We start from the raw sequence: 14,216 nt of genomic DNA on the forward strand, positions 1-14,216 counted from the left end.
CCTCAGAGGGCGCCGCCGGCCGTCCTGGGGGCCGTTGCGTCGGCTCCTTCGTCGCCGACCGTTTCGCGGGTCAGGTAGTTCTCGACGTCGAAGAGGTTGCCCTTGGCCCGGTCGACCACGTTCAGCAGCGTCGACATCGAGGAGACCTCCTCGACCTGCTCCTTCAGGAACCACTGCATGAACTGCTCGCCGAGGTAGTCGCCTTCCTCGCGGGCGGTCTTGGCCAGCGTCTCGATCTCGCGGGTGACCTCGCGCTCCTGCTCGAGGGCGAGCGCGACGAGCTCGCGGGTCTCGGTGAAGTCGTTGCGCACCTGCTCGATGGCCGGGATGATCGGCTTGATGTTGTTGTCCATCAGGTACTGGACGATCATCATCGCGTGGTTGCGCTCTTCCAGCGCCTGGCGGTAGAAGAGCGCGGCCAGCCGCGGCAGGTCCTCGTTGTCGAACCAGACCGCGACCGCGAGGTACTGCTGCGAGGCGGTGAATTCATTGCGGACCTGCTCCTGCAGCAGGTGCTCGAACTTGGATTCCTTGTGGTGAATCTTCGCGGTGACAGCCATGCCTTCAATATACTCTGGAATCAGTCCAGATACATTTCAGGTAAACCTAATAATGGTATGGTTGACCTTGGTTGTACTCCATTTAGCGAAGGCAATCCTCAAGTAATTAAGCTAAGCCAAACCTATGTTGTTTGCGCAGGTGGGCGACGCCTCAGCTACCGAAAGTGGCGAAGTTTCGAAACTCCTCACCGATTAGGGTGATCAGTTTCGGGTAAGGGCTCCGTTGGCCGGATTGGCCGGTTGTCCAGTCTCGGTCAAAAGGACCCTTTTGCTCGTCCCCTGGTCAAGTGATCGGGGAGATTCGGCGCCCGCGAAATGTGATTTCAGGGGCGCAATGGGGCGCGGGTGATGGGGCAGGACATGCAGCGGGGGCCGCCTCGACCGGAGCCGAGTTCAGAGCCGCTGATCCGCAGCACCTCGATGCCGGCTTCCTCCAGCCGGGCGTTGGTCTCCGCGTTGCGCTCGTAGGCCACCACGACGCCCGGTGCCACCGCGAGCGTGTTGTTTCCGTCCTCCCACTGCTCGCGCTCCGCAGTCACCGGGTCCAGGCCGGTGTCGATCACCCGCAGGTGGTCGATTTCCATCGCTTCCGCCGCGGCGGTCAGGAACGGCGTCGGGCCGGACACCTTCAACTCGCCGTCCAGCGGACGCAGGGTGAAGGCCTCCAGCGAGTGCTGGATCGCCGGGTACATCACCACCGCGTCGCGGTCGACCATCGTGCACACCGTGTCCAGGTGCATCGAGGCCCGGGCCTGCGCGATCGGCACGGCCAGGACGGTGTGCGCCAGATCGTCGGCGAACATCGAGCGGGCCAGCGACTCCGCGCCGGCCGGGGTGGTGCGCTCGCCGACCCCGACGGCCACCACGCCCGGCGCGAGCAGCAGCACGTCGCCGCCCTCGACGGGCGCCGAGTGTGCGCCGTAGGCGCGGGCGGAGTGCGAGAACCTCGGGTGATAGGCGTAGATCAGGTCGGTGAGCGCGGATTCGCGGCGGCGCGCGGGCATCGCGAGGGCCGCGATCGCGACCCGGTCGCGGACCCACACCGACGAATCGCGGGTGAACAGCAGGTTCGGCAGCGGGTCGACGGCGAAGTCGTGCGGGTGGTGCATCCGGCGGACCAGGGACTGGCCCTCCGCGGCGGGCAGTTCCTCGAACGTCATGCCCGCGATCAAGACCTCGGCCATTGCACCGTTGTCCACACTGGACAGATGTGAGCGCAGCATATCGGCGATGTCAGCGCCCAGCTTGAGCTCGTCCACGCCCGCGAGCACGGCCGCGGCCCGAGCGCGCGGGTCGTGCAGCGCCTCGGCGAGCAGGTCGCGCAGTAGCAGCACCTCGACGCCCCGGTTGCGGAGCACCTCGGCGAACGCGTCGTGCTCCTCCTGCGCGCGATCGACCCAGGGGATCGCGTCGAACAGGAGTTGGTCGCTGTTGCGCGGCGTGAGCCGCTTCAGTTCCGTGCCCGGCCGGTGCAGCAGCACCGCGTGCAGCGGGCCGACCTCGCTCTGGACGTGTGGTTCGGTCACGAGTTGCAGCCTAATCGCGACGAATCGAAAGTCCCTTCATTGGCACTGATTTCGATCAATCATTAAACAAATCGGGCGGTTGGCAGTCGAATCGTTGCGCTCGATGGCAGACTGGTTCGGCTTAGAGACGTCTGAGTTCCGCTACCTGCGCCGCCACACAGTACGAGTCTGGAAGCAGTCATTTCAGGGGAGCCAGCCGACCCGGCCGCGCAGGGCGGCGTAGCCGACGAAGGCCACCACGTCGATCAGCGCGTGGCCGACGATCAGCGGCCACAGGCGGTTCGTGCGCTGCCAGGCGCGCCCGTAGACCAGGCCCATCACGACATTTCCGACGAACCCGCCGAAGCCCTGGTACAGGTGGTAGCTGCCGCGCAGCACCGCAGACAGCCACAGCGCCCGGTTCTCCGACCAGCCCAGCTGCCGCAGCCGGGTCAGCAGGTAGGCCACCACCAGGACCTCTTCGGCGAAGGAGTTGCCGAACGCGGCCAGCGTCAGCACCGGCGCCCGCCACCACGCCGCGTCCAAGGTGGAGGGTTGCACGGTCAGGCTGAGGCCGAGGGCGTGCGCGATGAGGTACAGGCCCAGGCCGGGGATGCCGATCAGGGCCGCGAGCCCGAGCCCACCGGCGATGTCCCGGCCGGGCCGCGACCGGTCCAGGCCGACCCGCCACAGCGCCGTCCCGCCGCGCCACAGCAGGAACGCCCCCAAGCCGCCCCAGGCGCACAGTCGCAGCACGTTCGCCAGCTGCGCCAGCATGTCGATCAGTCCGAGCTCGGCCCGCGGGACGTTGATGGCGGCGTGCTGGTCGGCCAGCGGCTCCGGGCGCATCAGGGCATCCAGCAAGGAGAGCAGGCTTTGCAGGCCGGAGAGCCCGAGCGTCACCGCGAAGACCACGACCAGCTCGATGATGATGGCCTTGCGCTCCACGCGGTCCGCGATCACCGCGGGCTCGCCGGGCCGGGTCGGGGTCAGCCATGCGCGCAAGGTGCTCACGCGACGAACCGTACCCGGATCGGTGATGTGCGCGGGCGGCCGTTCGAGGGTCTGGCAAAACCGGTAAGGCCCGCTCCGAACACTGCTCGGACGACTGAATCAGCGAGGGGCCTGGGGCGAACGGACAGTGCCGTCTATTGAGGTGAACAGGCCGTTCGCTTCAGAGACCACCCGGCGTTCAACCCTGGCGTTGTTGGGCGAGGAAGGGGCAGCCGACGAGGCGGCGGAGTTCGGCGCCGAGGTGTTCGGTCGTGCTGACCGGGCGGGAGAACGCCAGCCGCACGTCGTGATCGCCGTCCGCGGACTCCACCCGCAGCCGCAGGCCGTACTTGTCCAGGCCCAGCGGGCGGATGTGCCCGCCGTGCAACTGCTCCGGCAGGTGCCGGGCCAGCAGTCCGACGACGTCGCGGTGCGAGAGCTCCAGGTGCCGCAGCCACGCGTCTTCCTGCAGGCAGAACGGATCAGGCGCGGCTGCCTGGAATTCCGCCGGGTCCACCGAGCTGGTGCCCTCGGAGTCCGCCAGCACGAGCGACGCGGGCTCCAGGCGCAGCACGCTCGCGCCGTGCCCGGCGTCCAGCAGCCGCGGGTCTGGGCGTTCCGCGGCGACCGAGAGGACCTCGTCGCGGGCCTCCGCGCCGTCGAGCAGGCGCACCCAGCCGGTCAGCCACAGCAGTCCGCGCACCGGCTCGCGCAGCCGGACCGGCGTCGGATCGGTGAGTTCGAGGACGGCGGCGAGTTCTGCGCGCGGGGCTTGCCAGGCAGTTGCGATCAGCGGGTGTTCGTCGGCCAGCAGAACGGTTGCGGCTCCGTCGGAGTGCACGTGGTGCAGCAATGGCGCGATGCGCGCCGAGGCCTCGCCGGTCGGCAGGAGCGCCGCGCGGCCGCCGCGCTTGGCGATGCTCTTGGCCCGTTCCGCGGCGCTCGGCGTCGCAGGCCGGCGGATGGTCGTTTCGCCCACTGCTCACCTCCAGACTTAGGCAAGCCTAACTTAATTGCCCGGTGTGGGGAAGTCGTCATCCCGGGCGATGTGCGGCCCGGGACGCTCTGGGCCGGATCCGTCGCCCGCGAGCTGATCCGCACACCCCTCTTAGTACCAGCTGGAACGTCGCCGTGGGGAGCCAACCGGGAGTAGTGCGCGAAGGGGCGGTGCGAGCGAAGTTGGCGGCCGGAGGATGATGATGTCCAAACCAGGCGAGGGAGGCCTACATGACCCCGCCAGACGTCCGTTTATCGGGCACCTTTGTTCACTCGCCGGTACGGCATTAGCGTGTCAGCCGTGTCAAGCGCTGTTGAGCTTCGCGCGCCCGGTCCGCGCGGCATCCCGCCCCTGTTCGCCCGACTGGTTGACGACGCCGCGCTGTTTCCGCCGGGAACCGCCGGTGTGCAGCAGGCGGTGGCCGACCACCTGGACGCGCGCGGCGGCGAGTACGCGGGCCTGCTTGGGCCAATGTTGTGCAAGGCGTCCCGACTGGCCGAGTTGATCACCGAGCTGGCGAAGGCGAAGCCAGCTTCGCCGGTGCCGCTTTCGCTGGTGTGCGACACCGGGCTGGGCGGCGTGCCCAAGGCCCTGTCGATCATCGAGGGGCGACAGGAGCTGCTGGCGCTGCGGATGGTCGAGATGCCCGCGCCGTCGGACGTCGACGACATCTGGCTGGAGCGGGTCTCGGAGTTCGTGCCCGAGGACATCATCCGGGTCGTCGAGCCGCGTCGCGGCGGTGACGGCTGGCTGGGCGGCATCCGGCGGGTCGCCGAGCACGGTTGTTGGCCCAAGCTGCGCTGCGGCGGGCAGACCGCCGAATCGGTGCCGTCCATCGACGTGGTCAACGACTTCATCGCGGTCGCCGGCACCCTCGACGTGCCCTTCAAGGCCACCACCGGGCTGCACACCGCGGTGCGCTGCACCGATCCGGAAACCGGCTTCACCCACCACGGCTTCCTCAACATCCTCGTCGCGACCGCACGCTCGCTGTCCGGCAAGGACGTGCGGGCGGCGCTGGCCAGCACCGACGGCCCCGCGCTGGCGAAGGAGGCGAGCGCCCTGTCCGACGACGCGGCCAACGCGGTGCGCGACGTCTTCGCGTCCTACGGCTCGTGCTCGTTGCAGGACCCGGTCGCCGAACTCGAAGGATTGGGGCTGCTTTGACCTGGATCGAGGACCCCGAGTTCGCCCCGGACAAGCCGTTCGGCCCGCAGACGCTGCCCTACGGGGTGCTGGTGACCGGCGGGAGACCGGTCATCGCGGTGCGGGTCGGGCGGCATGCGCTGGCGCTGCGCGGCATTGCCGGGGCGCTCGGTCCTCGACTCGCCGAGCTCGTCTCCGGCTCCTCGCTCGACCCGCTGCTGGCGGCGGGCCGCGACCGCTGGCACGAGCTGCGGGAGCGGCTCACCGAGCTCGTCACGGCCGACCGGGCGCCGGCCGGTGCGGGGCTGGTGCGCACTGACTGGCACACCCTGGTGCTGCCGTTCGCGGTCGCCGACTACGTCGACTTCTTCTCGTCGCGGCACCACGCCGAGAACGTCGGGCGCATCTTCCGCAGCGCCGCCGAGCCGCTGCCCGAGAACTGGGCGCACCTGCCGATCGCCTACCACGGCCGGGCGGGCACCGTTTACGTCTCCGGCACCGACATCCACCGCCCGCGCGGGCAGCGCAGGGCCGCCGGTGACCTGCAGCCCGCGTTCGGCCCGACCCGGCGGCTGGACTTTGAAGCGGAGGTTGGGTTCGTCTGCGGCGGCGAACCGGCCGCCCAGGTGTCCACTTCGGACTTTGCGGAGCACGTGTTCGGCGTGGCGCTGGTCAACGACTGGTCGGCGCGGGACATCCAGGCCTGGGAGTCCAAGCCGCTGGGGCCGTTCCTGGCCAAGTCGTTCGCCACGTCGGTCGCCGGGTGGATCACCCCGCTGGAAGCATTCGAGCACGCCCGCGTGCCGACTCCGGCACCGGAGCACGTGTTGCAGCCCTACCTTGTCGAGGCCGAGCCGTGGGGGCTGGACCTGCGGCTGGAGGTGCGCTGCAACGAGACGCTGCTGTCCCAGCCGCGATTCGAACACATGGCCTGGTCGCCCGCGCAGCAGCTCGCGCACCTGACCGCGAACGGTGCGCCGGTGCGGCCCGGTGATCTGTTCGCCTCCGGAACCGTGTCCGGCCCGGAGCGCGACCAACGGGGCTGCCTGCTGGAGCTGACCTGGGGCGGGGCGGAACCGATCACATTGCAAGACGGAGAGCAGCGGACCTTCCTCCAGGACGGGGACCGGGTGACACTGAGTGGCAGTGCACCGGGACCTGACGGCTCGGTGATCGGGCTCGGCGAGGTTACCGGCACGGTGCTGGCCGCGGCTCGGAGGTGACGCGATGGCCCAACCCAGCCCCGAGCCGATCCGCGCCCCGGTGGGCCTGCACCGCGACGTCCAGCCGGGCACCAAGGAGAGCTCGCTGACCCTGGACCGCGGGCTCAGCCTGCTGCAGGCCGTGGCGGACGCGGAAAGCGAAGCACTCACCATCAGCGACTTGGCGGCGACCGTCGGGGTCAGCCGCGCGGCGGTGTACCGGCTGCTCGGACCGTTGCAGAGCCGCGGCCTGGTGCGCCGCGAGGGCTCGAAGGTGCGGCTGGGGCTCGGCGTGCTGTGGCTGGCCGGGCGCGTGCTGCCGCAGTTGCGCGCCGCGTCGCTGCCCGCCTTGCGGGCGTTGGCCGAGAAGGTCGGCGCGACGGTGCACCTGACCGTGGCCGACGGCAGCGAGGCGCAGGTCGTCGCGGTCGCCGAGCCGTCGTGGACCAGCTACCACGTGTCGTACCGGGTGGGCAGCCGGCATCCGGTGCAGCGCGGGGCGGCCGGTCGCGCCGTGGACCTGCCGCCCGGCGGGCCGCGCTGGATCACCAGCAGCGGCGACCTGCAGCCGGGGGCGTTCGGAGTCGCTTCGCCGGTGCGCGGAGTGCCGGGGTTGCGCGCCAGCGTGGGCGTGGTGGCTCTGCAGCCGTTGGCGCCCGACGAGGTCGGCCCGCTGGTGCTGGAGGCGGCGGAGGCGGTCGCCGAAGCACTCCGCTGATACCCGCCGGTGGGCGCTGCTTCGGATGTCCAGTGGTCATCGGCCGGGCATCGCGCGCGAGGAACCGGAGCCGGTACTCCCGATCCGGTTTTTTGCGCTTAAGTCTTCCGCCTCACCAGATCGCTTTGATATTTGTACACGATACGGTGAATGTGATTGCCCAGCGTGACCAGGACCAAGGTCCCGTCCGGGTTAGGACCCTCGACCGGGCGAGATAGGGCCCTTGCCTCTGCGATTTCTCAGCTCGGGGCGGCAGGGTGGAGCCGTGGATCTGCTCGACATCGCCCGCTGGCAGTTCGGGATCACGACGGTCTACCACTTCCTGATGGTCCCGCTGACCATCGGGCTGGCGATCCTGGTCGCCGGGATGCAGACCGCGTGGTACCGCACCGGCAAGCAGCGCTATCTGAAGATGACCAAGTTCTGGGGCAAGCTGCTGCTGATCAACTTTGCCATGGGCGTGGTCACCGGCATCGTGCAGGAGTTCCAGTTCGGCATGGCCTGGAGCTCCTACTCGCGCTTCGTCGGCGACGTCTTCGGCGCCCCGCTGGCCATGGAGGGGCTGCTCGCGTTCTTCGTCGAGTCGACCTTCCTCGGCCTGTGGATCTTCGGCTGGGACCGGCTCTCCAAGGGCGTGCACCTGGCCTGCGCCTGGGCATTCTCGCTGGCAACGGTGCTGTCCGCCTACTTCATCCTGGCCGCCAACTCGTGGATGCAGCACCCGGTCGGCATCGAGCTCGTCGACGGCCGGCCCCGGCTAACCTCGATCTGGGCGGTGCTGGGCAACAACACCGTGCTCGCGGCGTTTCCGCACACCGTGTTCGGCTGCTTCGCGGTCGCCGGTTCGTTCCTGATCGGCATCGCCGCCTGGCAGATCGCCCGGCACCACCGCAAGTCCGACGCCGACGACGAGGACCGCCGCGCCTGGCACGGTTCGATGCGGCTGGGAGCGTGGGTCGCGGTGGTCGCGTTCGCCGGGCTCGCGATCTCCGGGGACGTCCAGGGCAAGCTGATGTTCCAGCAGCAGCCGATGAAGATGGCCTCCGCCGAGGCGCTGTGCCACAGCGAGGCGCCCGCCAGCTTCTCGATCTTCGCGATTGGCGACGTCACCCGCCCCGACTGCGAGAACGTCAAGAGCATCACCGTGCCCTACATCCTGTCCTACCTGGCGGAAGGCGACTTCCACAGCGAGGTCAAGGGCGTGCAGGCGCTGATCCCGGAGTACCAGGCCAAGTACGGCACGCACTACTCGGACGACCCGCGGCTGGGCTCGTTCGCCGGGCAGCCCGTCGACTACGTGCCGAACCTGCCGGTGACCTACTGGGGATTCCGGTTCATGATCGGCTTTGGCGGGCTGGCGGCGCTCGGCGCGCTGGCCGTGCTTTGGCTGACCCGCAAGCGGAAGTTCCCGCCGGGCAAGTGGTGGGCGCCGCTGGCGGTGCTGAGCATCGCGCTGCCGTTCCTCGGCAACGTCGCCGGCTGGGTGTTCACCGAGATGGGCCGCCAGCCGTTCGTGGTCGTGCCCAACCCCGATCCGTCCGGCGTCGACGGCGTGTGGATGTACACCGCATCGGCCGTGTCCGCGGGCGTGCACCCCGGCGAAATGCTGACCTCGGTGCTCGTGCTGACCGCGCTGTACGGGGCGCTCGCGATCGTGGAGATCTTCCTGATCGTCCGCTATGTCCGCGGCGGCTTCGACGGGGTGATGCCGCCGAAGCCGCCAGAGGGCGAGGAGAAGTCCGGCGAAGCCCTGTCCTTCGCGTACTGAGAGGCTGCACCTGCGATGGATCTGCCCACCTTCTGGTTTTGCGTGATCGTCCTGTTCTGGCTGGGCTACCTGTTCCTGGAGGGCTTCGACTTCGGCGTCGGCATGCTGCTGCCGGTGCTGGGCCGCCGCAACGAGGAGCGGCGGGTGCTGATCAACACGATCGGCCCGGTCTGGGACGGCAACGAGGTCTGGTTGATCGTGGCGGGCGGCGCGACGTTCGCGGCCTTCCCCGGCTGGTACGCGTCCCTGTTCAGCACGGCCTACCTGCCGTTCCTGGTGCTGTTGGTCGCGCTGATCGGGCGTGGCGTGGCGTTCGAGTACCGCGGCAAGGTGGACACCGCGCGCTGGCGGCGCACCTGGGACACGGTGATCGTGCTCGCCTCGTGGATCTCGCCGATGATCGTCGGGCTGGTGTTGTCCGCGAGCGTTTTCGGCCTGCCTCTGAACGAGCATGGGGACCGGGTCGGCGGCTGGTGGACGATCTTCACGCTGCCTAACGTGATCGGCGCGCTAGCGGTGTGCGGGTTCTCCCTGCTGCACGGTGCGGTGTTCCTGGCGCTCAAGACGGAGGGCGAGCTCCGGGAGCGGGCGCGGCGGTTCGCGCTGCGGGCCGGGGTGCCGCTGCTGCTGCCGGTGATCGCGCTGGTGTTCACCGCGCAGCTCCTGGAGGGCGAGACCTGGACCTGGGTGCCGCTGGTGATCGCGCTGGTCGCGGCGTTGGCCGGGCTCGCCAGGCTGTACCGGTGGCGGGACGGCCAGGCGTTCGCGCTCCAGGGCGTGGCGCTGGTCGGCGTGGTGGTGACCCTGTTCGGCACGCTGTGGCCGAACGTGATTCCGTCCACTTTGGACCCGGAGTGGTCGTTGTCAATCGCGGAAACCGCGTCCAGCCCGTACACGCTGACCGTGATGACGTGGGTGGCGGCCTTCGGTGCCCCGGCGGTGCTTATCTACCAGGGCTGGACGTACTGGGTGTTCCGCAAGCGCATCGGCACCCAGCACATCCCACCGGTGCACGTACCCAGCACATGACGATTTCCGCAGGTCAGGGACCGTGAGTACTTTGCGGTGCTATAGCGCCCCAAAGCGCTCACGGGAGTCGCCGCAAGCCCGCGGGATGAGCCGGGAAGCAGCAGATGACAGGGAGTTCGTGATGGGTCCGCTGGGAGCACTGCCCCGGTTGTCCGGGGCGGCCCGGCGTGCGCTCGTCGTGGCCGGGCTGCTTTCGGTCGGCAACGCCGTCGCGCTGATCGTGCAGGCCTGGGCGCTGGGCAGCGCGCTCGCAGCGGTGGTGACCCGGGGCGCGGCGCCGGACGCGATCGGTCACTACCTGGTCGTGCTGGCCGCAGCGGTGGTGGCGCGGGCCGTGCTGGGCTGGGCGACCGAAACCGTGTCCGCCCGGGCGGCGGCGGGCGCGAAGGAGGAGCTGCGCGGCCTACTGCTGGACTCGGCGTTGCGCCGGGGGCCGGAGTGGACCCAGCAGCGCGGCCCGGCCGAGCTGACCGCGCTCGCCACGAAGGGCCTCGACTCGCTCGACGCGTACTTCACCAAATACCTGCCCGCCCTGGTGACCGCCGCGGTGGTGCCGCCGCTGGCGGGGGCCTGGATCCTGTTCTCCGACTGGGTTTCCGCGCTGGTCGTCGTGATCACCGTGCCGCTGATCCCGCTGTTCGCGTGGCTCGTCGGAAAGTACACCGAGCAGCGCACCTCGCGGGCCGCCGACGCGGTGCAGCGCCTGTCCGGCCAGCTGCTGGAGCTCATCCAGGCGCTACCGGTGTTGACGGCGTTCGGGCGGGCGCGGTCGCAAGGCGAGGTGGTCCGCCGGGTCAGCGACACGCACCGCCGTACCACGATCGCGACCCTGCGCATCGCCTTCCTGTCCGCGCTGGTCCTCGAGCTGCTCTCGTCGTTGTCGGTGGCGATGGTGGCGGTCGGCATCGGCCTGCGGCTGGTCTCCGGCGACCTCGACCTGGCGACGGGGCTGCTGGTGCTGGTCCTAGCGCCGGAGTGCTACCTGCCGCTGCGCGCGGCCGGAGCCGCCCACCACGCAAGCGAGGACGGCGTCGAAGCCGTCCGCAGGGTCGACGAGATCGTGAGCGGTCGCACCGCTTCGCGGCGAGGTGAGGGTGGTGAAGCGAACGGTCCGTTCGCGCCGGTAGGTGAGGCAAACGGTCCGTTCGCTTCGGAGGGGTTGGGTTCGCGCGAACGGCCTGTTGACCTCGTTCATCGGCGTGAACGGTCCGTTCGCTCCGACAGCGCGTTGCGCGTCACCGGGCTGCGGGTGCGGCGGCGGGACGGGTTCGCGCCGGACGGGTTGAGCTTCGTCGCGCGGCCCGGCGAGATCGTGCGGTTGGAGGGCTTCGACGGGATCGGGCCGAGCGGCAGCGGGAAGTCGACGACGATGGCCGTGCTGCTCGGCTTCGCCGCCCCGAGGGAAGGCGCGATCACCTGGGGCGGCGTGGACATCGCCGAGCTCGACGCGGCCGAGTGGCGACGCCGCATCGCATGGGTGCCGCAGCGCCCAACCTTCACCGGCGGCACCGTCGCCGACGAACTCGCGATCGCCACGGCCGACCAACCCGACCTGACGGCCCACGTCGGCGAAGCGTTGTCCGAAGCGGTCGCCGCCCACCTCCGCGACCGCCGCATCGACGAACTGTCCACAGGGGAGCGTCAGCGGGTCGCGGTGGCCCGAGCCCTGCTGAGGCTGCACGGCGAGGCGACGATCCTGCTGCTCGACGAACCGACTGCGCACCTGGACGCGACGACTGCGCACCAGGTCAACGCGGCTATCCGACGCGCCGCCGACGCGGGCGCGACCGTCGTGCTCGCGAGCCACCGCCCGGAGGCGGTCGCGACCGAACCGGAAGCAGCCACCGCGGCCGTCCCGGCCGCTCCGCCCGACCTGCCGGCGGCGACCGGTCGCATCCGCGACCTGATCACGCCGCGAACGCTCCTCGGCGTCGGCCTCGGAGCGCTGTCGCTGCTCTCCGGCCTCGCGCTGACCGCGACCTCGGCCTGGCTGATCGCCCGTGCTTCGCAGCAGCCGCCAATCCTCACGCTCTCGGTCGCCGTCGTGGGCGTGCGCACCTTCGCGCTGTCGCGCGCGGTGCTCCGCTACGCGGAGCGGCTCGTCACGCATGACGCCGCCTTCCGGCTCTCCGGCCGCCTCCGGCGGCAGCTGTGGGAGGCCCTCGTGCGACTCGGGCCGGTGCGCACCGCCGGGCTGCGCCGCGGCGAGGGTGTCGCACGGCTCGTCGACGATGTCGACACCGTCCGAGACCTGGAGCCCCGCGTGATCCTCCCGCCGCTGGTCGCGACGGTCGTCGTGGTCGCTGCGGTGGTGCTCCAAACACTGGTGCTGCCCGAAGCGGGCTTGGTGCTCGCAGCTGCGCTGCTCGTCGCCTTCGTGGCGAGCCCGCTCGCTGCGCTCGTGGCGGAGCGCCGCGCGACCACTGCCGTGGCCGAAGGGCGGCGCCGTGTCGCGGCTCGCGTACTCGCGCTGTTCGACGGCTCAGCGGAGCTGCTCGCCTTCGGCGCGCACATCGAGCGTCGAGCGGAACTCGCTGCCGCCGACGAGCGGCTGGCTGCCCGCGCCCGCCGCGCGGCGTTCGGCGCGGGTGCGGCGACGGCGGTGAATACGCTGCTGGTCGGCATCGCGGTGCTCGGCGGAGCCTGGTTTGGTGCGGAGGCGGTGGCCGAAGGCCGCCTGGTGCCGGAGCTCGCGCCACTGCTGGGCCTGGTGCCGCTAGCGGCGGCGGAAGCCGTCGCGTTGCTGCCGCCCGCGGCGCAGCAGTGGCAGTCGCTGCGAGCAGCGCAAGCGCGCTTGGCGCCACTGCTCGCGGCAGGGTCTGGCGAGCCGCAGGCGAGTCGTGGCCGTGCGGCGGAAGCGGCTCGGCGGGGCGGCGAGGCTGGGGCTCGGTCTGCGAGTCGTGCTGGTTGGGCGGGGTGTGAGGTGGCTTTGGGGAGCGGTGAGGCTGGGGCTCGGTCTGCGAGTCGTGGTGCGATGGGGCGCGAGGTGGCGCAGCGCAGCGGTGAGGCTGGGGCTCGGTCTGCCAGTCGTGGTGCGGCGGGGCGCGGGGCGGCGCAGCGCAGCGGTGACGCGGAGCCCTCGACCGTTGGCCATAGCGGTGAGTCGAGGAGTGAAGCGACGACCGCCGGTGGCGGGGAGCTTAGCGGGGCTCCGACCAGCGGTGCCGAATTCGTTGGTGTGCGTGGAGATTCCCGCGATGGCTATCAGCGCGGTGCGGCCGAACCGAGTTCCGGTGGCGTCGAGCTGGCCGGTGCCGACGTCCGGTGGCCTGGGTCGGCGGAGTTGGCTTTGCGGGGCGTGGATCTGCGCGTGCCGGATGGGGCGCACGTCGCGGTTGTCGGGCCCTCGGGCGGCGGGAAGTCGACGTTCTTGGCGCTCCTGCTGGGGTTCCTGGGTGCCGAGCGCGGCGAGGCGCGGGTGCCGCAGCGGGTTGCGTGGTGCCCGCAGGAGCCGCAGTTGGTCTCGACGACCATCCGGGAGAACCTGCGGCTCGCCGCGCCGCACGCGAGCGACCAGGCGCTCGGCGAGGCGCTCCGGCTGGCCGGGCTGCCGGGCTGGGACGAGCGGTTGGACGAGCTGGTCGGCAGCGGCGGAGCGGCCCTGTCCGGCGGCGAGGCGCAGCGCCTCGCGCTGGCACGAGCCCTGCTGTTCGCGGATGCGGACCTGCTGCTGCTCGACGAGCCGACCGCGCACCTGGACGTGCCGACGGCGGAGGAGCTGCTCGTCCGCCTCCGCAGCGAGCTGCGGGGACGCACGGTCGTCCACGTGACGCACCGCTGGTCGGAGACCGAGCACGCCGACATCGTCCTGCGAGTCGAGGGCGGCGAAATCACGGTCGTCCGCAACAACCAACGCGAGGAAGCGTTCTCGTGAACGCCGTCCGCGCGCCGTCGCCGCTCCTCGACCGGCAGCCCCGGGGCGCACCGTTGGGCCAGCGAAAACGCAGGCCCGCCAACCCCTGGGCAAGGCGGGGGCTGGGATGCGGCAGCCCAAAGCACGCGATGCGCCGGATCGCAGGGCGCCATGGCGCGCGGCCAAAGCACGACGAGCCATGCCGTCGCGGGCGGAGTCCTTCGCCCGATCGGCCTCGCAGAGATCAGCGCCGTGATCGGTCGCGCGGAGCGGGTACGCCGCCGGACCGCGAGGTGCGGCGATTTCGCGCGAAATCGCCGGTCCACGTGAGGGGGAGGCGGCGATTTCGCGCGAAATCGCGGCGATCGGCATGGGGGCTGCCAGCCGGAGGTATCGGGATGCGCTGTGAGCTGCGTCGTTCGGAGCCGACTTCGCGCCTGCGGGA

At 70.6% G+C, this 14,216-nt stretch carries 10 protein-coding genes; 6 read left to right on the forward strand and 4 right to left on the reverse strand.

What is annotated here, in order from left to right:
* Nucleotides 1-2 precede the first annotated feature (2 nt).
* The 4 genes from ACRXBZ_RS20340 to ACRXBZ_RS20355 all read right to left on the reverse strand — a co-directional run bounded on the left by ACRXBZ_RS20340 (nucleotide 3) and on the right by ACRXBZ_RS20355 (nucleotide 4,037).
* Nucleotides 3-560: a ferritin gene (locus ACRXBZ_RS20340; protein ID WP_433880436.1), complete on the reverse strand. Its 558-nt coding sequence runs from the start codon at nucleotides 558-560 to the stop codon at nucleotides 3-5.
* 323 nt (nucleotides 561-883) lie between these two features.
* Nucleotides 884-2,086 (reverse strand): arginine deiminase, encoded by a 1,203-nt coding sequence (arcA, locus tag ACRXBZ_RS20345; protein WP_433880437.1) that lies wholly within the window; start codon nucleotides 2,084-2,086, stop codon nucleotides 884-886.
* A gap of 183 nt (nucleotides 2,087-2,269) precedes the next feature.
* Nucleotides 2,270-3,079, reverse strand: a complete 810-nt coding sequence (locus ACRXBZ_RS20350) for a CPBP family intramembrane glutamic endopeptidase (RefSeq protein ID WP_433880438.1) — start codon at nucleotides 3,077-3,079, stop codon at nucleotides 2,270-2,272.
* Between the two features lie 178 nt (nucleotides 3,080-3,257).
* Entirely contained in the window at nucleotides 3,258-4,037 is a 780-nt protein-coding gene (locus ACRXBZ_RS20355; protein ID WP_433880439.1) for a DUF2470 domain-containing protein, read from the reverse strand.
* Nucleotides 4,038-4,355: 318 nt separating this feature from the next.
* On the opposite strand from ACRXBZ_RS20355, the gene ACRXBZ_RS20360 reads away from it, so the two are divergent.
* The 6 genes from ACRXBZ_RS20360 to cydD all read left to right on the forward strand — a co-directional run bounded on the left by ACRXBZ_RS20360 (nucleotide 4,356) and on the right by cydD (nucleotide 13,792).
* Nucleotides 4,356-5,222, forward strand: a complete 867-nt coding sequence (locus tag ACRXBZ_RS20360; RefSeq protein WP_433880440.1) for a hypothetical protein — start codon at nucleotides 4,356-4,358, stop codon at nucleotides 5,220-5,222.
* Entirely contained in the window at nucleotides 5,219-6,424 is a 1,206-nt protein-coding gene (locus ACRXBZ_RS20365; protein WP_433880441.1) for a fumarylacetoacetate hydrolase family protein, read from the forward strand. Before ACRXBZ_RS20360 ends, ACRXBZ_RS20365 begins: the two co-directional genes overlap by 4 nt.
* A 4-nt stretch (nucleotides 6,425-6,428) precedes the next feature.
* Nucleotides 6,429-7,121: an IclR family transcriptional regulator gene (locus tag ACRXBZ_RS20370; protein WP_433880442.1), complete on the forward strand. Its 693-nt coding sequence runs from the start codon at nucleotides 6,429-6,431 to the stop codon at nucleotides 7,119-7,121.
* A 265-nt stretch (nucleotides 7,122-7,386) separates the two neighbouring features.
* Nucleotides 7,387-8,889, forward strand: coding sequence for a cytochrome ubiquinol oxidase subunit I (locus ACRXBZ_RS20375; RefSeq protein WP_433880443.1), 1,503 nt, complete (start codon nucleotides 7,387-7,389; stop codon nucleotides 8,887-8,889).
* Between the two features lie 15 nt (nucleotides 8,890-8,904).
* Complete coding sequence (gene cydB / locus ACRXBZ_RS20380; protein ID WP_433880444.1) at nucleotides 8,905-9,918, forward strand: cytochrome d ubiquinol oxidase subunit II; 1,014 nt, start codon at nucleotides 8,905-8,907, stop codon at nucleotides 9,916-9,918.
* Between the two features lie 121 nt (nucleotides 9,919-10,039).
* Nucleotides 10,040-13,792, forward strand: a complete 3,753-nt coding sequence (cydD, locus tag ACRXBZ_RS20385) for a thiol reductant ABC exporter subunit CydD (protein WP_433880445.1) — start codon at nucleotides 10,040-10,042, stop codon at nucleotides 13,790-13,792.
* The last annotated feature ends 424 nt before the right edge of the window (nucleotides 13,793-14,216 follow it).

This window comes from Saccharopolyspora hattusasensis (genome assembly GCF_050972075.1).
GTDB classification, from domain to species: Bacteria; Actinomycetota; Actinomycetes; order Mycobacteriales; family Pseudonocardiaceae; genus Saccharopolyspora; species Saccharopolyspora hattusasensis.

What these genes read in the sequence shown, in the direction of transcription:
- ACRXBZ_RS20340 (WP_433880436.1), bottom strand. Translation starts at nt 560, where the DNA reads ATGGCTGTCACCGCGAAGATTCACCACAAGGAATCCAAGTTCGAGCAC.
- ACRXBZ_RS20370 (WP_433880442.1), top strand. Translation starts at nt 6,429, where the DNA reads ATGGCCCAACCCAGCCCCGAGCCGATCCGCGCCCCGGTGGGCCTGCAC.
- cydB (WP_433880444.1), top strand. Translation starts at nt 8,905, where the DNA reads ATGGATCTGCCCACCTTCTGGTTTTGCGTGATCGTCCTGTTCTGGCTG.
- cydD (WP_433880445.1), top strand. Translation starts at nt 10,040, where the DNA reads ATGGGTCCGCTGGGAGCACTGCCCCGGTTGTCCGGGGCGGCCCGGCGT.